The sequence below is a fragment of the Pseudonocardia nematodicida genome (genome assembly GCF_040105385.1).
In the GTDB taxonomy this organism is placed as follows: domain Bacteria; phylum Actinomycetota; class Actinomycetes; order Mycobacteriales; family Pseudonocardiaceae; genus Pseudonocardia; species Pseudonocardia nematodicida.
This window is the reverse complement of the sequence record NZ_JBEDNQ010000004.1, coordinates 1-25242: the sequence shown is the minus strand read 5'-3', so window position 1 is coordinate 25242 and position 25242 is coordinate 1. Positions and strand designations below refer to the sequence as shown.

The window sequence follows — 25242 nt, the reverse complement described above, 5'->3', positions numbered from 1 at the left end:
GTCCGCGACCCGGGCGAGCCCGGGGACCGCCCGCCGTCAGCCCTGGACGATCCCCGCGAAGTCCCGGTCGAGGCTCGCGAGCGAGTCCGCGATGTGACCGCGCCGGGCGGCGATCCATTCGTCCTGTGTGGTCAGCCGCGCCTGTGCCTCGGTGATCATGCGGTCGAGCTCGGCCGGCTGTGAGCCGCCCGACGTCGCCCGGTTGTTCACGATGGCGACCGGGTCGAGCGCGGCCCGGAACTGCTCCTCGGTGAGCGGGAGCTCCTGGCCCGGGACCGTCTCGGTGTAGATCCGCTGGGCCTCGGCGTACGGGAAGTCGAGCGGGCGGATGTCGTTCGCGCGGGCGAAGTCGACGATCTCCGACGCGACGTGGTGCCCCTCGCGGAACGGCAGGTCGTGGTCCCGCATCAGGACGTCGGCGATCTCCTGGGACGCCGTCCAGTCGCTGTTGACCTCCTCGAGCGCGCGCTCCGGGTCGATCACCAGCGCCTGCAGGGCCTCGTCCAGGCCCTCGAGTGCGGTCGCACCCGCCTCGACCATCTCCGAGTTGTTCGAGACGTCCTTCGGGTCGGGCATGCCGGGCGTGATGTTGTGCGTCTGGACGACCGGCCCCTGCGCGAGGGTCACGGCGTGCGAGGCGTCGCTGCGGGTGTCGTTGAGCAGACCCGGGTTGGCCTTCTGCGGCATCGCCGAGGAGACGTAGGTGTTGCCGTCGCCCTCCTCGAGCAGGATCCACGGGCGGGTCTGGGAGTACTGGGTCAGCACGTCCTCGACGAGGTTCCCGGTGCGCAGGGCGACCGAGGTGACGATGGAGCCGACCTCCACCGGCTGGTCCATCGAGGAGATCTGCGACGCGTCGTAGGCGTTGTCGACGACGCCGGCGAACCCGAGGTACTCGGCCATCCGCTCCCGGTTCAGCGGCCAGCCGGTGCCGTTCAGGACCGTCGTCCCCATCGCGGAGCGGTCGATCCGGGCGTAGGCCTGGCGGATCCGCTCGGCATCACGGTCGAAGCCCGCGGCGTGGCCGAGCAGGTAGTGCGCGTAGCTGTTGGGCTGGGCGGCGACGCCGTTGGTGTAGTTCGGGACGATGGTGCCGGTGTGCTCCGCGGCGAGCTCCACCAGGGTCCGCGACGTGGTGTTGAGCTGGTCGGCGAGTCCGAGCATCTCGTCCCGCAGGATGGCGGCGCGGTAGGTCGCGTGCATGTCCTGACTGGACCGTCCGGCGTGGAGCAACGTGACGTCCGGTCCACCGGCCTCGATGAGCAACGGCTCGAAGTTCACGACGGTCGACGGGCGCTCGGCGTCCGGCGCCTCGGCATCGAGGATGACCTTCCGCAGGGCGGCGGCGATGTCCGTCGCCTTCTCCGGGTCCAGCAGCCCCTCGTCGCTGTTGATGACGGTCGTCGCCTTGTTCATCTGGGCGAGCCAGAAGAACTGGTCCCGGTCCTGTTCCTGTTGCTGAGCCGTGACGCCGGCCGCCGGTCGGACGTCGAGGCTCTGTTCCTGGGAGGAGGCGAGTCCGGTGGTCAGCAGCAGGCCGACCACGGCGGGGACGGCGAGTGATCGCGCATGGCGCCACAGGGGTCGCCGGGAGGTCCTCGTCATCGAAGTGTCCTTTCGTGGTGCTCGCTTCTTCGCGGTCACGACGAACACGACGGTTCCCGGTGGTCTGGGCGTTTTCCACCCGATGGCCGATTTCTTGGGGCGGCCTTGGGATTGCGAGACCGCTTCTCAGCGGCCCACCGCGGCACACGCCATACCGAGCCGGTTCTCCCGTGCCGAGCGCAGCGGGGGCAGCAGCAGGGTGGCGGTGCCGGCGGATCGTCACCGACTCCGGGATGGTCGAGGAATTCCGGCGAAGCCGGGTGCGCGACGCGAACGCCACGCGCCCGGGATCGCGCGGGGGATCAGAGCAGGCCGTTGCTGCCGGACGAGCTGTTGCCGCCCAGCAGTTCGCCGACGAGCCCGTCGACGAGGCCGTCGTTGCCGGACCGGTTGTTGTTGAACCGGTTGTTGTCGGACCGGTTGTTGTCGGACCGGTTGCTGTCGGACTGGCTCGAGCCCGAGAGCATCGTGCCGCTCGACTCGGAGGCGCCGGTGGTTCCGGCGAAGGCGGCGCCGGGAGCGGCGACGGCGAGCGGGAGCACGGCGGTGCCGACGAGGGCGGCGCGAACGGACTTGCGCATGGGTCCTTCCTTTCAGACTACTCGGCGGAAGATCCTCCGCCACCCTCGACGGTAGGACGGGCGAACCGGACGCGATCGGTGGATCCGGGACCGTCACCGGATCGTGTCGAGCTGTCGGGCCCGGCCGGCGGGAGCGCTCCGTGGATGGAGGGCGGCGCACCTGGCATCAATCGTTTCGCAATGCAACAGTATGCGGACGCCACCGGAGGAGGTCGACGATGACCGACGTCAGCACGCTGGAGGAGTCCCTCACCGTCCCCCCGCCGGAGGTCGTCGACGACCTCGCCCGGCTCGACGGCGACATCTGCGTCCTGGGTGCCGGCGGCAAGGTCGGGCCCTCGGTCGCCGGCATGGCGGCCCGGGCGGTGCAGGAGGCGGGCACCGGCACCCGGGTCTACGGCGTGGCCCGGTTCACCGACCCGGCCGCCCGCGCGACGCTGGAGCGGCACGGCGTCGAGCCGGTGTCCGCGGACCTGACCGACGACGCGGACCTCGCCGCGCTGCCGGACGCCCGCAACGTCGTCTACATGGCCGGGGTCAAGTTCGGCACCCGCGGCCACGAGCACCGCACCTGGATGATGAACACCTACCTGCCGGGACGGGTCGCCCAGCGCTTCCGGACGTCGCGGATCGTCGCCTTCTCGACCCTGCTCGTCTACCCGCTCGCCGACGTCACGACCGGTGGGTCACGGGAGACCGATCCGCCGGGGCCGGTCGGCGAGTACGCGGTCTCCTGTGTCGGGCGCGAGCGCGTGTTCGAGCACTTCTCCCGGGTCAACGGGACGCCGGTGCTGCTGTTCCGGCTCGGCTACGCGATCGAGACCCGCTACGGGGTGCTGCTGGAGATCGCCCGGTCGGTGCGGGACGGCGTGCCGATACCGCTGGAGATGGGGCACGTCAGCGTCATCTCCCAGCGCGACGTCGCGGCCTACGCGCTGCGGTCGCTGCACCTGGCGTCGTCGCCGCCGCGGGCGCTGAACATCACCGGGCCGGAGATCGTGTCGGTCCGGCGCCTCGCCGAGCGGTTCGGCGAGATCCTCGGCCGCGCGCCGGTGTTCGAGGGCACCGAGTCCGGCACCGCCTACGTGATGGACGGGACGCAGCTGCAGCGCGAGTTCGGGTTCCCCGGCACGACGCTGGCCGAGATGGTCTCCGACGTGGCCCGCTGGGTGGTCCGGTCGGGCCCCACGATCGGCAAGCCGACCATGTTCCAGCAGCGCGACGGCGTGTTCTGATGCAGGCGCTCGCCGGGGCCGGTGCGATGCTCAACCGGATCACGATCGCCGACGACGACCGGTCCCTGTTCGAGGACTGGTACAACTTCCAGCACCTGCCCGAACGGGTCGGGATCCCGGGCTTCCGCCGGGCCCGCCGCTGGGTCGACGCCGCCGGCTCGCGGGACGGCCGCACCCGCTTCCTCACGATCTACGAGACCGACGACGTCGACGTGCTCGCCTCGGCCCCCTACCTGCGGGCCCTGGACGCCCCGACCGACCTGACCCGCCGGGTGGTGCCGCTGTTCGCCGAGTTCCGGCGGTCGGCCTGCCGGGTGACCGCCGTCTGCGGATCCGGCGCGACGGGCCGGTGCGTCGCCGTCGATCTCGACCCCGCGACGCCCGTCCCCGACGGCCTCACCGGCGCGCTGGCGCGGCTGCGCGACGAGCACCTGCTGCACCTGGGGTCGCTCTACGAGCCGGACGCCGCGATCGGCGCCGCCAAGGCCGCGACCAGCGAGGGCCGGGCCTCGGCCACCCAGCAGGACGCCGAGGCGGCGCTGCTGCTGCTCGAACCGCAGCCCGGGGTGCCGGCAACGGCGTTGCTCGGGGCGCTGGACCTGGTCCCCGCGGCCGACCCCGAGGAGTACGAGCTGCTGTTCGAACTCCGGCAGGACGAGCCGGGGGCCCGGCGATGAGCTCGCCCGCGTCCGCGGTCACCCCCGCCACCGCCTACACACCACGCGAGCGGCACCTGATCCTCACGTTCGCGATCGTCGGCGCGTTGATCGAGAGCATGGAGCTCAACCTCCTGAGCTACCCGCTGCGCGACCTGGCCGGCTCGTTCGCGGTGAGCACCCAGTCGGTGGTCGCCGTGATCACCTGGCAGAGCCTCGCCTCGATCGCCGGCGGCTTCCTGTTCGGCTGGGTCGCCGACCGGTGGGGCCGCCGGGCGAGCTACGTCGTGTTCACCGCGCTCTACTCCTTCGCCGCGATCGTCGGCGGGTTCGTCCACGACTACACGCTGTTCACCCTGACCCGGGTGGTCGCGGGCCTGGCGATGGGCGGGGCGTTCGGCGTCGTCTTCGCGATGTTCGCCGAGAGCTGGCGCTCACCCCGGCGCGGGTTCATGGGCTCGGTGCTGCAGGGCATGTTCCTCGCCGGGACGCTGGTCACCCAGCTGATCCTCTTCGTGACGATCTCGACGCTCGGGTCGGATCCGGGCTGGCGGACCGGCTTCGTCGTCATCGGGGGCGTGTGTCTGGCGATCGCCGGCGCCGCCGCGGTCTGGCTGCCCGCGTCGACGGTCGTGCTCACCGTCGGGACGCTGCTCGGGATCGTCTCCTACGTCGTCGCCGGGACCACCTCGGACCGGATCGGCCGGCGGCGCGCCACCCTGGTCGCGTCGGTGGTCGGTGTCCTGGCCTTCGCCGGGTTCGCGTTCGCCGGCACCGGGAGCACGGTCGTCGCGGTGGTCGCACTGATCGGCCCGGCGATCGGCTACGCCGGTTTCGGCGTCCTCGGGACGTGGATCTCGGAGTTCTACCCGACCCGCTACCGGGCCTTCGGCAGCAACGCCACCTACTACGTCGCGCGCGGCCTGGGGTCGGGCCTGTTCCCGCTGGCCGCGGTGTCGATCGCCGGGGGAGACCTGCGCATCGCACTGGCGCTGGGCGGGGTCGGTGCCCTGGTAGGGCTGATCGGGTGCCTGTTCGTCCCGGACACCGCACACCGGGTGATCACCGCGGCCGGCTGAGCGCGCGGGGTCGAACTACCCCTGTGTGCCCCTCACCGGGTGCAGGTCCCACCCCGGCAGTGCGACGCCCGGGGCCCGCCAGGCGTGCCGGACCGCGGCGGTGTGCGCGAACAGCGGTTCCGGCAGCGCGTCCGGGCCGGCCCACCGCCAGGCGTCGACCGCGTGCGGTTCGGTGACGACGAGCTCGGCGCCGGCCGGGGCCTCGACGTGCACCGCGAACGTCACCCCGCTGCCGCCGGTGCGCACGCAGACCGCGAACAGCCGGCCGGCCGTGCCGACGACGCCGGTCTCCTCGGCCAGCTCACGCAACGCCGCGCCCACCGGGGTCTCGCCACCCTCCAGGTGCCCGCCCGGGAACGACCAGGACGGGGTCTCGCCCGCGGTGACGCGGTGCCCGATCGCGACCCGGCCGTCGTCGCGGGTGAGGACGACGCCGACACCGCTGACCGGGCGGGGGAGCGCGCTGTCTTCCATGCACCGGACCCTGCCACGCATGCTGGGACGCATGGACCCCGCGTCGCTGGCCGCCGAACGCGCGCGCGTCGCCGGCCGGGTCGGGTCCCTGCGCCGGGAGCTCGACTCGCTCGCCGGCGAGCAGGCCCTGACCACCCACGACGACGAGCACGACCCCGAGGGCGTCACGATCGCCGTCCAGCGGGCCCAGCTGCAGGGGCTGCTGGCCGCGGCGGAACGCGAGTGCGACGACCTCGACCGCGCCGCACGGCGGATGGCCTCGGGCGACTACGGGACCTGCACCGGCTGCGGCGGGCCGATCGCCCCGGAACGGCTCGACGCCCTCCCGGCGACCACCACCTGCATCGCGTGCGCGACACGCCGTCGCGGACCTCGATCCCGGCGTTGACCCGCGGATCGTCAGGTAACCGTCAGGTTCACGGAGCCGTCCTGGGGAGATCTTCGCGGAACCCTGGAGAGCATGACCGCGCACGGCCCCGAACGTCCCCGCCCGCCCCACCGCACCCGGCGGGTTCTGCAGGGGATCGGGGCGAGCGTGCTGGCGGGAGTGCTGGTGGCCGGGATGCTGGCGCCGGTCGCCGTCGGTGCCGCCGTGGCGACCACCGAGCTCACCGGGCTCACCGACGAGGCCGCGGGCGCCCGGCTGGGCGACGGCCGGATGGGCGCCACCACCGTGCTGCTCGACGTCGAGGGCGAGCCGTTCGCACACCTCTACGACCAGCACCGTGAACCGGTCGGCCGGGAGGGCATCTCCGACCCGATGGTCGCCGCGATCGTCGCGATCGAGGACCGCCGGTTCTACGACCACGACGGCGTCGACTGGTACGGGATGGGCCGCGCCGTGGTCACCAACACCGCCGGGGGCTCCACACTGGAGGGTCAGGGCGCCTCGACGCTGACCATGCAGTACGTGAAGAACTACCGGCTCAACGTGCTCGCGACCACGCCCGAGGAGGAGCGCGCCGCGATCGAGAACTCCCCGCAGCGCAAGCTGTCCGAGATGCGGCTGGCCCAGCGCGTCGAGACGGTCATGGACAAGGACGAGATCCTCGCCGGCTACCTGGATCTCATCTACTTCGGACGCGGCGCGTACGGCGTCGAGGTCGCGTCCCGGTCCTGGTTCGGGACCACCGCCGACCGGCTCGACGTGCCGCAGGCCGCACTGCTGGCCGGGATGATCCAGGCCCCGGAGCGGTTCGACCCGCTGAACTCGCCGGAGGCCGCGAAGGACCGCCGGGACACCGTGATCGCCGCGATGGTCGACGTCGGCTCGATCACCGCGGCGCAGGGTGCCGAGGCCCGGGAGACCCCGGTCGAGGTCCGGCCGGACGCCGGGGTCCCCGGGCAGGGCTGCGACGAGGCCCGCGAAAGGACCGGGCACTTCTGCCGCACCGTCGTCGACACCCTCGGCGAGGCGGGGATCGACGCGGGCGTGCTCCGCAACGGCGGCTACATGATCCGGACCACGATGGACCCGCGGGCGACCCGCGAGGCCTACGACGCAGTCCGCGAGGCCGGCGGCGCGGACGGTTCCACCGACGTCGCGAACGTCGCCGCGCTGGTCGAACCCGGCACCGGACGGGTCGACGCGCTGGTCTCCAGCAGCCCCTACGGGTTCGACGCCGGGGCCGGTGAGACCGCCTACTCGTTGCCGACCGTCCCGCTGCACGCCGCCGGCTCGGTCTACAAGGTCTTCACCGCGGCTGCGGCGCTGGAGCAGGGCATCGTCACCCCGGACAGCGACCTCGCCGTCCCGGACACCTACACCTCGCGGGCCTTCCGCAACGGCAACGACCCCTACACCGTCCGCAACGCCGCCGACTACCCCGAGGGGATGACGCTGCAGCGGGCCCTGGCGACCTCGCCGAACACCCCGTTCGTCGAGCTCACCGACCGGCTCGGCTCGCTGCAGCCCGCGGTCGACATGGCCTGGCGGCTGGGACTGCGGAACTCGATGCAGGCCCCGACGCCGGACGGCGGCACGGTCGGCGAGGCCGTCATCGCCCAGCGGCGGGCGTCGTTCACCCTCGGGCCCGAGGCGACGAGCCCGCTGGAGCTGGCGAACGTCGGCGCCACCATCGCGGCGGGCGGTGTGCACTGCGACCCGGTCGTCGTCGAGTCGGTCACCGACCGGGACGGCGACGACGTCGCCCTGCCCGGCCCGGCCTGCGACCGGGTGATCGACGAGTCGGTGGCCCGGGACCTGGTCACCGCGCTGTCCGGCGACGCGACCTCGGGCACCGCGGCCGGGGCGGCGTCGGCGGTGGGCTGGAACCGGCCGGTGATCGCCAAGACCGGGACCGCGCAGAACAACTCCTCCGCGGCGTTCCTCGGCGCCACCGCCGAGCGGGCCGGTGCGGTCATGACGTTCCCGACCGGGGCCCCGCGGCCGGTGTGCACCGGCCCGCTGCGCATCTGCGGCAGCGGCAACCTCTCCGGTGGGGCGGTGCCCGCCCGGGCCTGGTTCCAGATGGTCTCCGCCCTCGACGACGGCCGGGGCTCCGCACCGCTGCCCGGCGACGCCGGCGACACCTGAGCCCGCCGACGCCCGCGCGCCGATCCGGCGTTCGCGCGCGCCGGGGGAGGCGCACGCCTGCGGTGACCGGCCGGCCCGTCCCGTACCGGTGCGTGGAGGGTCCGCCGGCCGGCTGCGGGCTGCCGCGCCCGCGCACTCCGGCCACCGGCGGGCGCCACGACACCCCGACCGGCTCACGATCCGCACCGGTGGGACCGCGCGGGCGCTCCCCAGCCTCCGCGGGGCCCGCCGATCACCTGCCACGATTCTGCTCCGCCCGGCAGGGATCGCCGACGGTCCCGGACCGATCGTCAGCGAAGCGTCAGGGTGCCGGTGCGCCGGGTGTGGGCCGGATCGGCGCGATCGGCTCCGGCAGGCCGTCGGCGGCGTCCGGGCGGACGCTGACCGTCGGCGCGGGCGCGGGGGCCTCGGTGGACGCCTCGAGCGGCTCGGGATCGGGCTGCAGCGTCACCCCGCACCCGCCGGCGAGCAGCAGCCCGGCGAGGAGCGTGATCGTCGTCGCGCGGTGTCGTGTCATCCGGTCACCCCCGGCAGCTCCACGACGATCCGGGTGCCGCCCCCGGGCCGTTCCTCGATCCAGACCGCGCCGTCGTGCCGGTGCACGTGCGCGGCGACCAGCGAGAGCCCCAGGCCGGTGCCGTTGCCGTCGCCACGGCGGTTGGCCAGGGTGCCGCGGGCGAACCGCTCGAAGACCTCGGCGCGCTGCTCGGGCGGGATGCCGGGGCCGGCGTCGTCGACCTCGATGCGACCCCGGCCGGCCCGTGCCGAGACCCCGATCCGCAACGCCCCGCCGCCGTGCGCGTCGGCGTTGTCGAGCAGGTTCCCGAGGACCTGGTCGAGCCGTCGCCGGTCCGCGGGCACGGTCACGGAGCCGGGGGCGTCCACCGCGGGACGGCGGTCGCCGGGCCGGATCGCGACGGCCCCCCGGACGAGCTCGCCCAGCTCCTCGGGCTCGCGTTGCAGGGTGTCGCTGCGGGCGATCTCCAGCAGGTCGAGCACCATCCGGCGGAACCGCTGGATGTCGCCGTCGAGCAGGTCGACGGCCTGCTGCGCGGTCGGCGGCAGCTCCGCGCGCCGCCGGGTCAGCACCGCCACCGCGTTGACCAGGGTGGTCAGCGGAGACCGCAGCTCGTGGCTGACGTCGGCGGCGAACCGCGCGTCGCGGGCCACCCGCTGCTCCAGGTTCTCGGCGGTCCGGTTGAACGTGGCCACCAGCGGGGCCAGCTCGGCGTCGGACCCCTCGGGCAGCCGGGCGGCGAGATCACCGCCGGCGACCCGGCCGGCGGCCCGGGTCAGCTCGGTGAGCGGCAGCAGCGCCCGCCGCCCCGCCCAGAGCCCGATCGCGAGCCCCAGCACCCCGCTCCCGGCGACGCCGAGGATCAGCACCACGCCGAGGAAGCGCAGCGACGCGTCGAGCCGCTGCAACGGGAAGACCTCGACGAACACCGCCCCGTCCGGCATCGGCATCGCCACGACGAGGCTGGGGATGCCCTCGACCAGCAGACGCTGGCGGGCACCGGTCCCCGACAGCGCCAGGTCCAGCAGGGGGCGGGGGAGCTGTGCCAGGTCCACGTCCCGGCCGCTGGTCATCCACGTGCCGTCCCGCCGCAGTGCGACGGTGGTGTCCGGTTCGCCGGCGAGGCCGGTCAGCAGCTCGTCCAGGCCGCTGCCGTCCGGGTTCGTGGCCAGCGCGCGCTCGATCAGGCGCACGTTGACGTCGGCCTGCCGGGTCGCGGCGTCGACCTGCCGGTCGACCAGGTAGGAGCTGGCGAGGTTGTAGGTGACGGTGGCGAACAGCCCGGTCACGACCAGCGAGACCAGCGTGAACGCGACGCCGACCCGCTGCCGCAGCGGGAGGCGGCGCAACGGCAGCCGGTCGAGCACCGCCGAGGGCCGAGCGATCACCCGCGCCGGCCGGGAACCGGCTCCGACGCCGGCTCCGGGACCGGCTCCGACCCGGCTTCCGGTGCGGCGGCGTCGGCGTGGCCGGCCTTGTAGCCGGACCCGCGGACGGTCAGCACCACGGTCGGGGTGTCCGGGTCCGCCTCGACCTTGCGCCGCAGCCGCCGGACGTGGACGTCGAGCAGCCGGGTGTCGCCGTGGTACTCGTAGCCCCACACCCGGGAGAGCAGCTCGTCGCGGGTGACGATCCGCCCACCGGCGGCCGCCAGCTCGGCCAGCAGCCGGAACTCGGTGCGGGTCAGGTGGATCGGTCGGCCGGCGCGCAGCGCGATGCCCTCGTCCGGGCGCAGCTCGACGTCGCCGAGCACCACCCGGCGCGGTGCCGCGGGGACCGGCCGCCGGCGGCGCAGCAGGGCCCGGATCCGGGCCGCGAGCTCCCCGGCGACGAGCGGCTTGGTCACGTAGTCGTCCGCGCCGGCCTCGAGCCCGGCGATCACGTCGGAGGAGTCCGACCGCGCGGTCACGACGATGATCGGCAGGTCGCCGGCCTCGCGGAGGCGCCGGCACACGGTCAGCCCGTCGACGCCGGGCAGCATCAGGTCGAGCAGCACCAGGTCGATGGCCTCGCCCGCCCGGTCGAGCGCCTCCTCGCCGGTGAGCACCGTGACGACGTCGAACCCCTCGTCGTCCAGGGCGAGGCCGAGTGCCTTGCCGATCCGGACGTCGTCGTCCACCAGCAGCACCCGGGTCCGGGAGCCGCCTCCGCCCTGTGCCACCCGGAGCTCGCCCATGATGCCCCTGATTTCACCCGATGACGTGCCCCGCGTCGATCCGGGATGCCCCACCGGGGGGATCGTCAGCTGATTGCAAGCACATCCTCGTGCGTCCGGCGCCGGGCGACCAGCACGGAGTTGACGACGTCGGTGTGCGGGTGGACCTCCAGGAGCACCTCCAGCGCGGGCAGGTCGGCGGCGCGGACCTCGGGATAGAGCAGGGTGCGCAGCCCGGTGGCGGAGCGCACCAGCAGCGTCGTGCCGGGCCCGGCCGCGGCGGCCAGCCGCGCGGTGATCGCGTCCTTCGCGACGGCGTCGGCGCCGACCAGCGCACCGAGCAGGACGACGTCCGCGGCCGCCAGCTCGCCGGTCAGCCGCGGGTCGGGCTCCGGCGCGGACAGGTCGGCCACCAGGCTGCGGACCCCGGGGGTGCCGGTCGCCTCGGCGACGGCCTGACCGGCGTCGGCCGCGTCGGCGTCCCGGTCCACGTGCAGGACCCGGGTGCCGTACCGGCGGGCGAGCACCAGCCCGGTCAGCGGCAGCGGGCCGGACCCGAGGACGACCGCCCGGCGCGGCACCGGCCGTCCGGCCGCGGCGAGCGCGCCGAGCTCCAGCCGGACGAGGTCGTGGTAGTTCTGCAGGTAGGGGAAGCGCGCGAGCTCGGCGCGCGGGTCGGCGGCGTCGGCGATCCGGCGGGCCCAGTGCCGCTCCATCAGCCCCTCGCCGGTCGCGCAGAGCGCGCGGATGCCGTCCGCCTCGGGACCGATGCGGTCCAGGATCCGCTCCGCCGGGACCGCCGGTGGGTGACAGCAGAGCCCGACGAGCTCGCCGAACGCGGCGTCGACCACCGGACCGGGGCTCAGGTCGGTCCGGCGCAGCAGCCGTCCCAGGTCGAGCAGCCGGCTCGCCGTCGCCGCGGCCCCGTGCTCGTCGTGCGGCCGGCGGGGTTCGGGGTAGAAGCCCTCCACCGACGTGGTCTCGCTGCGCTCCGTGGTCACGATGATCCACACTAACAAATGAAAATCGTTACGGACAGCGGTCGTGCGAGTGGTCGGTCACGAACATCTGGAGCGGATGCTCCAGAATCGGGCGGACACCCGATCTGCTGGAGGGAACAACGATGTGGGGATGGCTCGCGCTGGCGATCGGCGCCGAGGTCACCGGGACGCTGGCGCTGCGCGCCTCGCAGGGGTTCACCCGGCCGCTGCCCACGCTGCTCACCCTCGCCGGATACGGGCTGGCGTTCTGGTCGCTGTCCCAGGCGCTGACCCGCGGCATGGCGCTGGGCGTGGCCTACGGCGTCTGGGCGGCGGTCGGGGTCGCGCTGGTCGCGGTGATCGGGGCGCTGTTCCTCGGGGAGTCGCTGACCTGGGTGCAGGTCCTCGGGATCGTGATGGTGATCGGCGGAGTGCTCGCGCTGGAGCTGGGTGGGTCCGCGCATGCCTGACCGGGCCGAGCCCGCCGACGGGCGGCGGCGCAAGGGCGAGCGACGCCGGCGGGCACTGCTCGACGCGACCCTGCGGCTGGTCGGTCGTTCCGGAACGGCGGCCGTGTCGCAGCGCGCGGTGGCCGCCGAGGCGGAGGTCCCGCCGAGTGCGGTGCTCTACTACTTCGCCTCGGTCGACGACCTGCTCGTCGCCGCCCTGGGGGCGGTCAACGACCGCTGCCTCGCCGACCTCGGCGCGGTCCGGACGATCGAGGACCTGGTCGTGCTGATGCGGCGGTGGGCCCGGCAGGACCGGAACTCGATGATCGCGGAGTACGAGCTGCTCCTGCTGGCCGCGCGGCGTGACGACCTGAACTCCGAGCTCCGCCGCTGGGACGACGCGCTGGACGGGGTGGCGTCCCGGCTGCTCCCCGATGCCCCCGAACGGCGGCCGCTCCTGGTGGCCGTGGTGAACGGGCTCTGCATCGCCGCGGCGACCGGGTCCCCGCACACCCCGGAGGCGCTGGCGCGCTTGTGAGCCGTCAGGCGAAGGGTTCGAGCGGGGAGTCCAGCCACGGCACCTCGAGCCCGAGCCACTCGGTCACCAGGCCGAAGACGTCGAGCAGCCACAAGGTCACCAGCACCACGGCGCCGGTGGCGGCGAGCAGCAGCAGCCGCAGGACGATGTGCTGGCGCTTCTGCCAGTCGTTCCAGCGGTCGTAGTGCCGCCGGGCGAACTTCAGGACCCGCCGCGCGCTCTCGAACTCCGACGACAGCACGGCCAGCCCGGTGAACACGACCAGCCAGCCGGGGCCGGGGTAGGGGATCATGATGATGCCGACGATCACGATCAGGGTGCCGAGCACGCCGATGGTCCAGCGCCAGCAGCGGTCCACCACGGGCCGGTGCCGGAAACCGTCCCGGAAGCCCCGGTAGCGCCGCTGCGCACCGTGGTAGCGGGCCCGCCAGCCGCGCGCCGCACGGTCGCGACTCGGGCCCGGGTCCTGCTCGGGGGCGGTCCCCGGAACCCGGCCGTCGCTCATGTCTGTACATCGTTCCAGACGGCCCCGCCTGCGCGCGGCGCCGGGCGGGATACCGTGACCCGTATGAGCACGGTCCCCCCGGGCGAGCGCCACTCGGAATCCGTGGAGAACTACCTCAAGACGATCTTCCTGCTGGCCGAGCGCTGGGAGGGGTCGGTCGGGGTCTCGGCACTCGCCGAGCGGCTGGGAGTGTCCTCGCCGTCGGCGTCCGGAATGGTCCGGAAGCTCGTCGACGCCGGCCTGGTCGACCACGCCCGCTACGCCGGGATCACCCTCACCCCCGCCGGACGGGCGTCCGCCCTGGCAGTGGTGCGCCGGCACCGGCTGATCGAGATGTTCCTGGTCACCGAGCTGGACCTGGCCTGGGACGAGGTGCACGAGGAGGCCGAGGCCCTCGAGCACACGGTGTCCGACCGGCTGCTCGACCGGATCGACGACCGGCTCGGCCATCCGCGGTTCGACCCGCACGGCGACCCGATCCCCGGCCGGGACGGCTCCCTGCCCGAGATCCGCGCGCGCCGGTTGCCGGAGCTGACGTTCGGCGAGGGCGGCGAGCTGGTGCGGGTCGACGACACCGATCCCGAGGTACTCCGCTATCTCGACGCGCACGACGTCCGGCTGGGTGACCGGGTCGATCTGGTGACGCGCAGGCCGTTCGAGGGCCCGTTCGTGGTGCGGCTGCGCCGGTCGGACACCGGCGACCGGGCCCGCACCGACGCCGAGCAGGAGTGGGGGCCCTCGCTCGCGCGGGCGTTGTGGGTCGGTTCGGGCGAACCGTCCGGCGCCTGAGGTCCTGTCGGAGGCCGCGGCAGCGGTTCCGACCCCGGATACGGCCGTGGCCGGCGCCCCCGTTCGGGAGCACCGGCCACGGTGATGCGGTTTCCGGCTGTCGGTCAGTCCTTCCCGGACGACGCCGGGGAGTCACCGGACACGGGTTCCGTGCCGTCGACGTCGCCGACACTGCCGTTCGTGCGGACCGTCGCCATCTCGGCGACAGCCGTCTCGGACAGCATCGGATCGTTCGCCTCGGGCACCGCGGCCTCGGCGTCGGCGCCCTCGTCCGCCGTGCCCGGCCGCTGGGCGCTGCGGCGCAGTCCCTCGCGAGGCGACGGCTCCTCGGGCAGCGCGACCACGAACCGTTCGTCCCGCAGCGCCCGGCTGAGTCCGACCGCCATCAGGGCGAGGACGACCACCAGCGGGAGCCCGGCCAGGATCGAGGCCGTCTGCAACGCCGACAGCGCATCGGCGCCGGTGGCGGCCCCCGCACCGAGCAGCACCGCCGCGATCACGCCCTGGAGCACCGCCCAGAACAGACGCTGCTGCCAGCGAGGGTTCGGATCGCCCCCGTTGGTCAGGATGTCGATCACCAGCGATCCGGAGTCGGACGAGGTGGCGAAGAACAGCACGACCACGAGGATGGTGAGGACCGACGCGATCGCGATCAGGAAGTCCGCGACGGGCAGCTGCCCGAGCAGGACGTAGATCGCGGTCTCGGCCGAGGCCTCGGCCAGCGGGTTGGCCGGGTCGTTCTGGATCAGGTCCAGCGCGCTGTCACCGAAGATGGTCAGCCAGACCATGGAGGCCCCGATCGGGGCGAACAGGCAGCCGGCGATGAAGTTCCGGATCGTGCGGCCGTAGGAGATCCGGGCCAGGAACATGCCGACGAACGGCGACCAGGAGATCCACCAGCCCCAGTAGAACAGCGTCCACGCGCCCTGCCACTCCTGGGCGGTGCCGTTCCCGTTGTCCGGGAAGGTCTGGAAGCTGAGCCCCGGCACCTCCTGGACGTAGGTGCCGACGTTCGCGGCCAGGCTGTTCAGCAGGTCGCGGGTGGGGCCGAAGAAGAACACGAACAGCATCAGGGCGAACGCGAGGAACAGGTTGGTCAGCGCGAGACGCCGGATGCCCTTGTCCAGGCCGAGCATCACCGAGGTGATCGCGATCGCCGAGATCGCGAGGATCAGGATCACCTGCAGCGAGGTGGTGTTCTCCCAGCCGAACAGCGTGTTGAGTCCGGCGCCGACCTGCTGGGCACCGATGCCCAGAGAGGTGGCCAGGCCGAACAGCGTGCCGAAGACGGCGAGGATGTCGACGAGGTAGCCGGGCCAGCCGTTGATCCGGTCCTTGAGGATCGGGTACAGCGCCGAAGCCGGGCGGAGCGGCAGACCCTTGCGGAAGGCGAAGTAGCCCAGCGAGAGGCCGAGGATGATGTAGATCGCCCACGGGTGCAGGCCCCAGTGGAAGAACGTGTAGAGCATGGCCTCGCGGGCGGCCTCCTGGCTACCTGCTTCGGCGACCGGAGGGGCGGTGAAGTGCGAGATCGGCTCGGAGACGGCGTAGAAGACCAGTCCGATGCCCATGCCCGCGGTGAACAGCATCGCGAACCAGGAGATGGTCCCGTACTCGGGCGTCGAGTCCGACGGTCCGAGCTTGACGGCGCCGTACCGGGACACCATGAGGACGATGACGAAAACGAGGAACGCGGTGGCCGAGAAGATGTAGAGCCAGCCGAACGTCTCGGTGATGAAGCTGTTCACGGCGCCGGCGACGTCCCCGAGCGATCCCGGGGAGATCACGCCCCAGAGCACGAATGCGACCGCGAGAACCGCCGAGGAGATGAAGACGGGTGGACTGGTGTGTTTCTTCAAATACTGCGCAACCACTACCGGACCTCCCGATCGGTGTTTCTGGTGTCAATCGGACGAACCGCCCGTATGCTCGAGTGCTGACTGTAGGTGCTCAGCCGTCGGCGGGGCATGTTCCGATGCCGGCGATGCGGCGTGCGACGGCCCGTTCGGGGTGCCTGACGAGGCGCTGACCAGCACGATCGATCGGATCGGGTGCTTCCGCTCACCGGGGAACGATTCGGTCACGAATTCCGGCCAGTGGTTCGGACACGGGTCGGGCCCGGCCCCGCCGGAGCGGAACCGGGCCCGTGGACGTGCGCCGTGGCCGTCAGCGAGCGGCGTCGGCCGCCCCGCGCTCCGAGCCCGACGACGCCGACTTCAACGTCCCGTCGGAGTTCTCCAGGTGCGCCCGGACGAACCACTGGTACTGCTCGAGCTGCCCCGCCTGCGCGATGAGCATGTCCTGGGTGACCGGGTCGAGGGTCTCGGTCTTCTCGATCTGGGTCCGGTGATCGGCGATGACGCCGGTGTAGACCACGTCGAGCGCGCCGAGGTGGGCGATCGCGTCGTCACGGCCGATCGAGTAGTCGTCCCAGGTACGGGCCTTGACGAGCGCGCCCGGGGTGCCGTCGGGGGAGCCGCCGAGCGTCGCGATCCGCTCTGCGACGTCGTCGACCATCTCCCGGACGCTGTCCACCTGCGGGTCGAGCATCTCGTGCACCGCGATGAAGTTCGGGCCGATCACGTTCCAGTGCACGTGCTTGAGGGTGAGCTGCAGATCGTTGAGCGCGTGCAGCCGGTTCTGCAGCAGGTCGACGACGCGCTCGGCGTCGCCGCGCTCGAGGCCCGGAACGGTGTAACGGATGGTGGCCATGATCGAGTGAGTCCTCTCGTCGTGACGGGTCTGCGGAGACGTCCTAGGACGACGCCGGGCGGGCGTCGTCGGTCTCGACGGGTTGCTCGTCGAGGTGCACGCCGTCGCCGTCCGGGGTCTCGTCCACCGGGGTGTCGCTCTGCTCGGTGGGGACCGGGTGCGGCTCCCTCGGAGCCTGGTCGGACGTCGTCATAGCGAGTGGGTACCCGGGTTTCGCGGCCTTCATGTCCGGGTGGGCGGGATCACCCGCCGCGCCGTCGCGCGGAACCGGCCGGGACACGGGACAGTTGCCGCAGCAACGACATCGAGGGGGCCGGGCCGATGAACAGCGAGATCGCGCCGCAGGGGTTGCACCACGTCACCGCGATCGCAGGTGACCCGCAGCGGAACGCGGACTTCTACGCGGGCGTGCTCGGCCTGCGGCTGGTCAAGCGGACGGTGAACTTCGACGCGCCGGAGGTCTACCACCTCTACTACGGCGACGCGGCCGGCAGCCCGGCCACGCTCCTGACGTTCTTCCCCTGGCAGGGGGTGGAGCCGGGGCGCCCCGGCGCGGGGCTGGCCACGTCGACCTCGTTCGGGGTGCCGCCGGAGTCGCTGGGCTGGTGGCAGCGGCGGCTCGTCGACCTCGGCGTGGACGCCGACGCACCGGTCGCACGGGACGGCGAGGAGGTCCTGACGCTGCGTGATCCGGACGGCCTCGTGGTCGACCTGGTGGCGGCCCCGGGTGACCACCGCTCCGGCTGGGACGGCTCCGGGCACGTCCCGGCCGAGCACGCCGTGCGCGGTCTGCACGCGGTGACGCTCTCGCAGGACGCGGGCGAGCCGACCGCGCGGATGCTGACGGAGTTGCTGTCGATGTCCCACACGGGCGGGGCCGGCGCACGGGACCGGTTCGCCATGTCCGGCGGGGACGGGGTGGTCGTGGACGTGCTGTCCGGGGCCGGCGCCCCCGGGGTGGTGGCCGGTGGCACCGTGCACCACATCGCGTTCCGGGTGCCCGACCGCGCCGCGCAGGAGCGCTGGCGGGACGAGCTCGTCTCCCGCGGCATCGAGGTCACCGAGATCCTCGACCGCTGCTACTTCACCTCGATCTACTTCCGCGAGCCCGGCGGGGTGCTGTTCGAGATCGCCACCGACGGGCCGGGCTTCGACGTCGACGAGCCGCTGCTGGAGCTGGGCCGGGCGCTGAAGCTCCCGCCGTGGCTGGAACCGGACCGCGCCACGATCGCGGCGAACCTGCCGCCGCTGCGGCTGCCCGCGGGCGGGTGAGGTGACTCAGGAGTCGAACTGCTCCTCGCGGGCACGCGCGCCGCGACCGGTGAGGTGCTCGAGGGTGTTGGTCACCCGCAGCAGCCGGTCCAGGGCCGGGCCGCGGTTGTCCAGGTGCAGGGCGATCCCCGCCTCCGCGGTGCGCCTGCGCACCATCAGCAGGGTGGACAGGCCGTAGGAGTCGCAGTACTGCACGCCGGCACAGTCGAGCCGCAGCTCGCGCACCGAGTCGGACTCCAGCATCCCGTTGACGGCCGTCGCGAGCGCGTCGGCGCTGTCGTAGTCGAGGTCCCCGGCCAGCGTCACGTAGGCGACGTCCGGCTGCGGGCTCGTCCAGGTGAGGGACAGCTCTCGCGGGTCGCTCATGCGGGCCTTCCGGTTCGGTGCAGGGGAGCGTCGTCGGCGCCGGGGGTGGGCGGGGATGCGGGTGCTGCGCCGTGGTCGATCGCCGCCCGGGCTGCGGCCGCGGAGCGCAGCAGGCGCGCCGCCCGGGAGAAGTCGCGGAGCTCGGCGCCGAGCAGCTCGAGAGTGGGGGCCAGCACGGAGGCGGGCACCGAGCGCGCGGTGAGGACCTCCGCGGTCCAGTCGAGGAAGTCGCCGAAGAGGTCCGGGTCGCCGGTGTAGAGCGCCACGGCGAGGAAGTCGACGATGTGCCGGACGTCCTCGGCGGTCCGGAGCACCTGCTCGTCGTCGTAGCCGGCCATCGCGGGCACCCGCTCGCGCAGCTTCTCGGTGACCGTCGCGACCAGGGTCGGGGCGTTCCGGGTGACCAGGGTGTACTCCTGGTCGGACAGGTGCGGCAGGTCGTCCATCGGCTGGGCGTGCGGGTTCGCGGGTGCGGGAAGCCCGCCGCGCAGCGTCTCGGCCGCGGTCCGGGCGTCCGGCGCCCAGGCGTCCGCGCCGAGCAGCCGGGCGTACCGGCCGTCGGTGCCGAACGCCGGCCCGCCGACGATCACTGGGACGCCCGCGGCCTGGCAGGCCGAGATGGTCGCGTGCGCGGTCGGCAGCCGGGTGGCGATCGACGACGACAGGGCGACCGCGTCCGGTCCGGTCCGGTGCAGGTGGGTGATCAGGTGCGCGGCCGGCACCTGGGCTCCGAGGTAGTCGACGGTGAAGCCGCGCAGCCGCAGCACCTCGGTCAGCAGCCGCGCGGGCAGGGCGTGCCACTCACCGTCCACGCAGGCCACGGTGATCCGGCCGAGATCGCCGGCCGACCGGCCGCGGGTCAGCGCCAGCGTGCCGATCACCCGTTCGTTGATCGCCGTCGCCGCGTGTTCCTGGGCGACCGAGATCCGGTTCGCGGCCCACTCCGCCCCGACCCGCTGCTGCACGGCGCCGATGAGGTCGAGCAGGACGGTCTCGGCCTCGACGCCGTCGCGCAGCGCGTCCACCACGACGTCGACGGCGGTGTACTCGTCGCCGCGCAGCACGGCGTCCCACAGCAGGTCGGCGTAGCGCCGGACCGCCGAGGTGCTCGTACCGTGCCGGCCGTGCTCGGTCATGCGGTGTACCTGCCCCGGCCGTGCCCGCCGACCGCGGTGAGGTGCTGTCCCCGGGGGGCGGTGATGGCCAGGACGGCCATGTCGTCGTGCGCGTTGCGGCCGACCCACTCGGCGGCCAGCATCCGGACCCGCTCGACGACCGCCTCGGCGGGCATCCCGGCGCACTCGGCGGCCGCGCGCTGCAGGCGCTCCTCGCCGAACTGGTCACGCCCCAGCGGGCCGCCCTGCGCCTCGGTGATCCCGTCGGTGTAGAGCAGACAGGTCTCACCGGGAGCGATCCGCGTCTCGTAGGTGGTGGCCTCGATCGTCGGCAGGGCGCCGACGAGGGTGCCCGACGTCGCGGCCTCCTCGACCCGGCCGTCCGCGCGGATGATCAGGGGTGGCGGGTGGCCGGCACAGGTGAGCCGGAGCCGGACGTCGGACCCGATGCGCGAGACCGAGGCGAGCACCAGGGTCACGAAGCGGGCGTCGTCGTCGGTGAGCAGGGCCTCGTTGAGCAGGCGGAGCATCCGGAGGTGGTCGCCCGACATCGGGCGCAGGGCGTGCAGCGCGCTGCGGATCTTGCCGGTGAGCACCGCCGCCTCGAGCCCCTTGCCGCAGACGTCGCCCAGCACGGCGAGGGTCTCCTCGGTGCCGTCCACCGCGGGATGCACGTCGTAGAAGTCGCCGCCGACCCGCTCGCTGTCCTGCGACGGCCGGTAGCCACCGGCGTACTCGACGCCGGCGACGTGCTGCAGTCTCGGCGGGAGCAGGTCCCGCATCAGGGTCTCGGTGATCGCGGCCTGCTGGGCGAACATCCGGGCCGCCGACATCGCCAGGCCGGAGCGCGCGGCGAACTCGTTCGCGGTGGCCTCCTCGCCCTCGCTGAAGGGGCCGCAACCGGCGCGGCGCAGCAGGACCAGCGCGCCGGCCGGGATGCCGTGCCCGGGCAGCGGGGTGACGACGATCGAGCCGACGTCCCCGAACCCCGCCGGCGTCAGCCAGGACGGGGCGATCGCCGGGTCGATCCAGCGCGAGGGCACCGGCGGGAAGCCCTGCAGGGCCTCGGCGAGTCCGGGCACCTCGTCCGGGTCGAACCGCAGCAGCGTGCTCCGCGACGAGTCGGCCCGGTCGCGCACCACGGTCACGACCTGGAACCGGCCGTGCGCCGCGGGCGTGATCACCAGGGCGCCGTCGGCGAGCCGCCCGACCGCGAGTTCGCCGGTGACCTCCATGCAGCGCAGCAGGTTCAACGAACCGAGCAGGGCCGCCGACGCCTCGGACAGGAAGGCCGCCCGCGCCTGCTCGAGCTTGAGCTCGTCGCGCACCGAACGCACGTCGGTGACGTCGATCAGCCACCAGGTCACCGAGCCGTCGTCCTGGCGGACGGGCTGGGCCTCGACCGTGCGGCCGTCGACGACGTCGGCGAACGGTGCGGACGTGCCGTCGGCGGTGGCCAGCCACGGCACGACCCGGGTCAGCGGCTCCCCGGTCCGGAGCTGAGGCAGGAGGCTCACCGCGGCGGCGTTGGCCTCGCGCACCATGCCGTCCGGGTCGACGGTCAACGCGGCGCAGGGGGCCTCCAGCCATCGCGCGTCGACCGTGCCGGTCGCGTCGCGGGTGGTCGGCTCCGTCTCGCTCACGTCAGCTCCTGGCCTCTCGGCCGGTCGTCGGCGCCCGGGGGATCTCGGGGCGGAACGCCACACGGTACCGCGTCGCACCCCGGGCACCATCGTGGTCGGGCCCGCTCGTCGGACAGGGGCGACCGGCGACCGAACGGCTCACCGATCGCCCGCCGGTCGCCTGCCGGGTCGTGTCAGGTGCGCGATCCGCCCCGCTCGGTGAGCCGGCGCCACGCGTCGCGCCGCTCCCCGCTGTCGCGGATCGCGTCCACCTCGGCCAGCATCCGGCGCTGCTCGGCGGTGCCGCCGCCCTCCGCGACGAGCCGCTCGGTCTCGGCGAGCGTGCGTGCGGCCTCGACGTCCTCCGGCGTCCCGGGCAGTCGCTGGTCGCGGTCCTCCGACCCGTCGGCGTCGGTCACGTGCCGCTGCCGCCCGGCATAGGGGTTGTCGTCGGGCAACCGCCCGCTGAACCGCCCGTAGGCGCCGAGGGTCAGCAGGACGAGCGCGACGACGAGACTGAAGATCACGTTCGGCATGCGGAACGCCAGCGGGTTGAACGGCGTGTTGACCAGGATCGCGTTCACGACACCGGAGAGCAGGAACAGCGCCCCGACGGTCACGCTGACCGTCGAGGCCAGCCGACCGCCCCGGATCGCGGCCGCGATGAGCACGGTCCCGAACACCAGCGAGATCGCCGACAGCAGGTTGTTGGTGGTCATCCCCAGCAACGGCTGGCCGGTGGTGGAGAAGAAGTCCAGGTTGTCGGTGAGACCGAGCAGCCCGAAGCCCCAGAGGACGAGGCCGATCACGGCGCTGCTGATCCGGTGCAGGCCGTTCAGCCGGCGCGCGCCGGGGGATGGTGACGACACAGTGGGTTCCTCCGTTCGTTCGAGCGGGGCAGGAGTGGGATAACCGCTGCGCGGGCCGGACAAACCGCTCCCGGCGCAGGTGGGGGGTCGCGTCAGGGTGGTCGGGACCGCGGCCCCGGGCCCTCGGCCACGGGTCGTGCCGACCGCGGGTCCAGCGCGTCGACCGACGCGGGGTCCCGCAGCCGCGCGTCACCCGGCCGGCGTAGCGACCGCACCCCGGCATCGGCCAGGGTGACCAGCGGGACGGCCAGCAACGCTCCGGGGACGCCGGCCACGATCAGACCCGCGGTGATGGGCAGGACGACGGCGAGCGGGTGCAGCCGCACCGACCGGCCGAGCAGCAGCGGCTGCAGGACGTAGCCCTCGACGTTCTGCACCAGGACGAGCAGGCCGAGCACCAGCACCCCCGCCAGCCAGCCACCCGAGGCCAGCGCGACCAGGACCGCGACGCCTCCGGTGACGAACGCACCGATCGTGGGGACGAAGGCCCCGAAGAAGATCAGCGTCGCCAGCGGGACGACCAGTGGTACGCCGATCAGCCACAGCCCGATGCCGGCGGTCACCGCGTCCACGGCCGCGACGACGACGGTGGCGCGGGTGTAGCCGACGAGCGAGGCGAACGCCCGCCGTCCGGCGACGTCCGCCCGGTGCCGGACCGAGCGCGGCACACCGGCCAGCAGGAATCGCCAGATCCTGGGGCCGTCGTGGATGAAGAAGATCAGCACGAACAGCATCAGCAGCGTCTCCGCGACCAGCTCGCCCGCGGTGCCGACCGCGCCGATCGCGTTGTTCGCCACCGCGGCCTGGTTGCTCTGCAGCGTGGCCAGCGCCGACTGGGTGAGCGCGGCCAGGTTGGCGTCGTTCAACCGGAACGGCGGGCCCGCGAGCCGCTGCTGCACGGCGACGACGGTCTGGCCGAGCTGGGCGGTGAGCTCCGGGAGCCCGGCCAGGAAGGCGTCGACCACCCACCACAGCACACCGACCGCCACCGCGAGCCCGCCGACGACCACGACGCCGGTCGCGATCGCCCGTGGCAGGTGGGGCGTCCGGTCCACGATCCGGGCGACCGGAGCGAGCAGCGCCGCGAGGATGAGTGCGAGCACGACCGGGACGACGATCACCGAGAGCTGCGCCAGCAACCACAGCACGACGGCGGCCGCCGCCGCGACGAGCAGCCCGCGCCAGGCCAGCCCGGTGGCGGTGACCAGTGCGCGCGGGACCCGGGGGACCGGCTCGTCGCTCACGGGTCCACTTTCCTCCCCGAGCATTGCATCACGCATCTGTTTCGGGCGTGCGGGAACTCGTGGGACTCAGCGGCGTTTCAGGTGCAGCGGGGACCGTCGGTGGCGACACGGGCGGGACGGGCCCGCCGGTCGGGAGAAGGACACATGACGCTGCTCGACGTGATCGTGCTGATCGTGGTGATCGCCGCCGCGATCGGCGGCTTCCGCCGTCTGGGCGGGGTGGCGCGGGCCGGCCGGCTGCTGGGACTGGTGGTCGGGGCCGGGATCGGCGCGGCCTGGGGTTCGCACCTGGCCCGGGTCGGTGAGACGGCGGGCTCCGCCTGGCTGCTGGGCCTGCTCGGCATCCTCGCCGGGCTCCTCGTGGGCTCGGTGGTCGGCGGGTTCCTCGGCGGCCTGGTGAGCAGGCTGCTGGAGCGTGCCCACCTGTCGTTGCTGGACCGCGCGGTCGGTGCGATCGCCGGTGCCGCCGCCGCGCTGCTGGTCATGTGGCTGGTGTCGTGGGTGGTGCCCGCCGTCGTGGGCCCGCAGGCACTCGCGCCGGTCACGACCCTGGTCGACGCGCTCGGCGGGCACAGCCGGGTGCTGGCCTCGGTGTCCCAGGTGCTGCCGTCGACGACGGCGGCCGCGCGTGACGTCGTGGACGCGGCCCGGCCGCCGGCGACCTGACCGCTGCACCGTTGTGGCGGGTCGCCAGCCGGTGACCCGCGGACCGACCGCCGCCGGAGGTGACGGTCCGGGTGTGAGGAGAAGGCATGAGCGACGACGACACCGGGCGTCCGCGCGACGAGGAGTCCCGGACCCCGGAGCCGGACGGCCGTCCGGCGGACGAGCAGCCGACGGGCCGTGAACCGGTCGGACGGGACGCCGCGCACGGGGAGGAAGCGGTGGCCGCGGCCGCCGGCGGTACTCCGCGCCGGAGGCGGTTGGCCGCGCTGCGCAGCCGCTCGGGAGCAGCGGTGGTCGCCGCGGCGCTGGCCGGGCTGGTCGTCGGAGCGGTCGGGGGTGGACTGGTCGTGGGGGCGGCCTCCGGCGGACCGGGGCACGGACCGGACCGGTCGGTGTCCGCCGACGGATGGCGCGGTCCCGGCGATCACCACCGGTGGGAAGGCCGCCGCGGACCGGACGACCACGTGCGCGGCCCCGGAGACCACCCGGCGGAGCCCGCACCGGGACCCGACCGGACGCCACCGGCTCCGGCGGCCCCGGACCAGGAGCCGGGTGCCTGAGCGGGCGTCAGGTGGGGAGGTGGAGTTCGGAGGAGTGCTCCTCGCCCGGTCGCGACGCGCATTCGCCCCCGACGCGCTGGTGGACCCGGCGAGGAGCACTCCACCGGGTCAACGCGTCAGAGCCCGCACGGATACCCACCTGATGCGGTGATGGAGTGGTGACAGCGCGCGTGGAGCGGGGGCGCACCGATCTCGGCAGAGGGGTCACGCACTGCATCCCTGAGCACGAAGATGCTGGTCAGGCCCGTTCCGGGCCACGGCCCGACCACCGAGCAGACCACGTCCGACGCGTCGGCCCAACTAGGAGTGTCCGGGGTCACACAATGCGCCGGGGTGCCCGATCTCCATGTGAGAGCCGATCACCAATCAGGGGTGGCGCCCGCGCTGAGGCCCTGACCTGCGGGGATGATCATCGTTTGCCCGGAGGTACCCCCGGTTTGACCTTGCCGGACACCCTGGCGTAACTTCTTCCTTGTCAGCGAGTGAGCCGGACAGAACGGGCCCGAGAGGCCCGGTCAACAGGCCCCGCAGACAGTACGACCCCCTGGTCGTTCCGGTTCAACCCGGAGCGGCTATGGTTGTGGTCGTGACAAGGTGATCCACCTTCGGATCCGGCTTATCGGTCGGTGATGTGGTGTGGGTGTCCTTTGAGAACTCAACAGTGTGTCGAGCTATGTTTGGCGTTTTTATGCCAGATTGTTTGACGGTTCGTTGCCC

The 25242-nt window shown here is 73.4% G+C and carries 27 protein-coding genes; 11 read left to right on the top strand and 16 right to left on the bottom strand.

Annotation, left to right across the window (positions count from 1 at the left end; genetic code table 11):
* Positions 1 to 36: 36 nt before the first annotated feature.
* Complete coding sequence (locus tag WIS52_RS10525) at positions 37 to 1605, bottom strand: argininosuccinate lyase (protein WP_349297990.1); 1569 nt, start codon at positions 1603 to 1605, stop codon at positions 37 to 39.
* A gap of 302 nt (positions 1606 to 1907) precedes the next feature.
* On the bottom strand, positions 1908 to 2186 hold the full coding sequence (locus WIS52_RS10520; protein WP_349297989.1) for a hypothetical protein: 279 nt from the start codon (positions 2184 to 2186) through the stop codon (positions 1908 to 1910).
* A gap of 218 nt (positions 2187 to 2404) precedes the next feature.
* Here WIS52_RS10520 and WIS52_RS10515 point away from each other — a divergent pair, with 218 nt between their 5' ends.
* The 3 genes from WIS52_RS10515 to WIS52_RS10505 are packed head-to-tail and all read left to right on the top strand — an operon-like array spanning position 2405 to position 5156.
* Complete coding sequence (locus WIS52_RS10515) at positions 2405 to 3421, top strand: NAD-dependent epimerase/dehydratase family protein (protein WP_349297988.1); 1017 nt, start codon at positions 2405 to 2407, stop codon at positions 3419 to 3421.
* Complete coding sequence (locus WIS52_RS10510; RefSeq protein WP_349297987.1) at positions 3421 to 4098, top strand: hypothetical protein; 678 nt, start codon at positions 3421 to 3423, stop codon at positions 4096 to 4098. The genes WIS52_RS10515 and WIS52_RS10510 overlap by 1 nt, the downstream gene beginning before the upstream one ends.
* A complete protein-coding gene (locus WIS52_RS10505; RefSeq protein WP_349297986.1) occupies positions 4095 to 5156 on the top strand; it encodes an MFS transporter in 1062 nt (353 codons plus the stop codon). Before WIS52_RS10510 ends, WIS52_RS10505 begins: the two co-directional genes overlap by 4 nt.
* 15 nt (positions 5157 to 5171) lie before the next feature.
* On the opposite strand, the gene WIS52_RS10500 is transcribed toward WIS52_RS10505, so the two are convergent.
* Positions 5172 to 5630: a nucleotide triphosphate diphosphatase NUDT15 gene (locus WIS52_RS10500; RefSeq protein ID WP_349297985.1), complete on the bottom strand. Its 459-nt coding sequence runs from the start codon at positions 5628 to 5630 to the stop codon at positions 5172 to 5174.
* A 19-nt stretch (positions 5631 to 5649) separates the two neighbouring features.
* On the opposite strand from WIS52_RS10500, the gene WIS52_RS10495 reads away from it, so the two are divergent.
* Entirely contained in the window at positions 5650 to 6018 is a 369-nt protein-coding gene (locus tag WIS52_RS10495) for a TraR/DksA family transcriptional regulator (RefSeq protein WP_349297984.1), read from the top strand.
* Positions 6019 to 6090: 72 nt separating this feature from the next.
* On the top strand, positions 6091 to 8166 hold the full coding sequence (locus WIS52_RS10490) for a transglycosylase domain-containing protein (RefSeq protein WP_349297983.1): 2076 nt from the start codon (positions 6091 to 6093) through the stop codon (positions 8164 to 8166).
* 301 nt (positions 8167 to 8467) lie between these two features.
* Here WIS52_RS10490 and WIS52_RS10485 read toward each other — a convergent pair whose 3' ends face one another.
* The 4 genes from WIS52_RS10485 to WIS52_RS10470 form a co-directional block, all read right to left on the bottom strand.
* Positions 8468 to 8683 carry a hypothetical protein gene (locus WIS52_RS10485; protein WP_349297982.1) on the bottom strand — a complete coding sequence of 72 codons (216 nt, stop codon included), beginning with the start codon at positions 8681 to 8683 and terminating at the stop codon, positions 8468 to 8470.
* The gene (locus tag WIS52_RS10480) at positions 8680 to 10071 is read right to left on the bottom strand and encodes a HAMP domain-containing sensor histidine kinase (protein ID WP_349297981.1); all 1392 of its coding nucleotides are present in this window, start codon (positions 10069 to 10071) and stop codon (positions 8680 to 8682) included. The genes WIS52_RS10485 and WIS52_RS10480 overlap by 4 nt, the downstream gene beginning before the upstream one ends.
* Positions 10068 to 10859: a response regulator transcription factor gene (locus WIS52_RS10475; protein WP_349297980.1), complete on the bottom strand. Its 792-nt coding sequence runs from the start codon at positions 10857 to 10859 to the stop codon at positions 10068 to 10070. Before WIS52_RS10475 ends, WIS52_RS10480 begins: the two co-directional genes overlap by 4 nt.
* A 65-nt stretch (positions 10860 to 10924) precedes the next feature.
* Positions 10925 to 11839: a nicotianamine synthase family protein gene (locus WIS52_RS10470; RefSeq protein ID WP_349297979.1), complete on the bottom strand. Its 915-nt coding sequence runs from the start codon at positions 11837 to 11839 to the stop codon at positions 10925 to 10927.
* A gap of 122 nt (positions 11840 to 11961) precedes the next feature.
* On the opposite strand from WIS52_RS10470, the gene WIS52_RS10465 reads away from it, so the two are divergent.
* A complete protein-coding gene (locus WIS52_RS10465) occupies positions 11962 to 12288 on the top strand; it encodes a DMT family transporter (RefSeq protein ID WP_349297978.1) in 327 nt (108 codons plus the stop codon).
* Positions 12281 to 12805, top strand: coding sequence for a TetR/AcrR family transcriptional regulator (locus tag WIS52_RS10460; RefSeq protein ID WP_349297977.1), 525 nt, complete (start codon positions 12281 to 12283; stop codon positions 12803 to 12805). Before WIS52_RS10465 ends, WIS52_RS10460 begins: the two co-directional genes overlap by 8 nt.
* Positions 12806 to 12809: 4 nt before the next feature.
* Here the strand turns inward: WIS52_RS10460 and WIS52_RS10455 are convergent, their stop codons facing one another.
* Entirely contained in the window at positions 12810 to 13310 is a 501-nt protein-coding gene (locus tag WIS52_RS10455) for a TIGR02611 family protein (protein ID WP_349297976.1), read from the bottom strand.
* 63 nt (positions 13311 to 13373) lie between these two features.
* Between WIS52_RS10455 and WIS52_RS10450 the strand changes: the two genes are divergently transcribed.
* Positions 13374 to 14099, top strand: a complete 726-nt coding sequence (locus WIS52_RS10450) for a metal-dependent transcriptional regulator (protein WP_349297975.1) — start codon at positions 13374 to 13376, stop codon at positions 14097 to 14099.
* Positions 14100 to 14203: 104 nt separating this feature from the next.
* Here WIS52_RS10450 and WIS52_RS10445 read toward each other — a convergent pair whose 3' ends face one another.
* From WIS52_RS10445 to WIS52_RS10435, 3 genes are all read right to left on the bottom strand, one after another.
* Positions 14204 to 15886 carry a BCCT family transporter gene (locus tag WIS52_RS10445; protein WP_379611670.1) on the bottom strand — a complete coding sequence of 561 codons (1683 nt, stop codon included), beginning with the start codon at positions 15884 to 15886 and terminating at the stop codon, positions 14204 to 14206.
* 379 nt (positions 15887 to 16265) lie between these two features.
* Positions 16266 to 16811: a Dps family protein gene (locus tag WIS52_RS10440; protein ID WP_349297973.1), complete on the bottom strand. Its 546-nt coding sequence runs from the start codon at positions 16809 to 16811 to the stop codon at positions 16266 to 16268.
* Positions 16812 to 16854: 43 nt separating this feature from the next.
* Positions 16855 to 17004, bottom strand: a complete 150-nt coding sequence (locus WIS52_RS10435; protein ID WP_349297972.1) for a hypothetical protein — start codon at positions 17002 to 17004, stop codon at positions 16855 to 16857.
* Between the two features lie 128 nt (positions 17005 to 17132).
* On the opposite strand from WIS52_RS10435, the gene WIS52_RS10430 reads away from it, so the two are divergent.
* A complete protein-coding gene (locus WIS52_RS10430; protein WP_349297971.1) occupies positions 17133 to 18083 on the top strand; it encodes a ring-cleaving dioxygenase in 951 nt (316 codons plus the stop codon).
* A gap of 6 nt (positions 18084 to 18089) precedes the next feature.
* On the opposite strand, the gene WIS52_RS10425 is transcribed toward WIS52_RS10430, so the two are convergent.
* The 5 genes from WIS52_RS10425 to WIS52_RS10405 form a co-directional block, all read right to left on the bottom strand.
* Positions 18090 to 18449, bottom strand: a complete 360-nt coding sequence (locus tag WIS52_RS10425; RefSeq protein WP_349297970.1) for an STAS domain-containing protein — start codon at positions 18447 to 18449, stop codon at positions 18090 to 18092.
* Positions 18446 to 19585, bottom strand: coding sequence for a cobalamin B12-binding domain-containing protein (locus WIS52_RS10420; protein WP_349297969.1), 1140 nt, complete (start codon positions 19583 to 19585; stop codon positions 18446 to 18448). Before WIS52_RS10420 ends, WIS52_RS10425 begins: the two co-directional genes overlap by 4 nt.
* Positions 19582 to 21207 (bottom strand): PP2C family protein-serine/threonine phosphatase, encoded by a 1626-nt coding sequence (locus WIS52_RS10415; protein WP_349297968.1) that lies wholly within the window; start codon positions 21205 to 21207, stop codon positions 19582 to 19584. Before WIS52_RS10415 ends, WIS52_RS10420 begins: the two co-directional genes overlap by 4 nt.
* A gap of 173 nt (positions 21208 to 21380) precedes the next feature.
* Positions 21381 to 22055 (bottom strand): DUF4383 domain-containing protein, encoded by a 675-nt coding sequence (locus tag WIS52_RS10410; protein WP_349297967.1) that lies wholly within the window; start codon positions 22053 to 22055, stop codon positions 21381 to 21383.
* Between the two features lie 92 nt (positions 22056 to 22147).
* On the bottom strand, positions 22148 to 23299 hold the full coding sequence (locus tag WIS52_RS10405) for an AI-2E family transporter (protein WP_349297966.1): 1152 nt from the start codon (positions 23297 to 23299) through the stop codon (positions 22148 to 22150).
* A 144-nt stretch (positions 23300 to 23443) separates the two neighbouring features.
* On the opposite strand from WIS52_RS10405, the gene WIS52_RS10400 reads away from it, so the two are divergent.
* Positions 23444 to 23965: a CvpA family protein gene (locus tag WIS52_RS10400; RefSeq protein ID WP_349297965.1), complete on the top strand. Its 522-nt coding sequence runs from the start codon at positions 23444 to 23446 to the stop codon at positions 23963 to 23965.
* A gap of 86 nt (positions 23966 to 24051) precedes the next feature.
* Positions 24052 to 24525 carry a hypothetical protein gene (locus WIS52_RS10395; protein ID WP_349297964.1) on the top strand — a complete coding sequence of 158 codons (474 nt, stop codon included), beginning with the start codon at positions 24052 to 24054 and terminating at the stop codon, positions 24523 to 24525.
* The last annotated feature ends 717 nt before the right edge of the window (positions 24526 to 25242 follow it).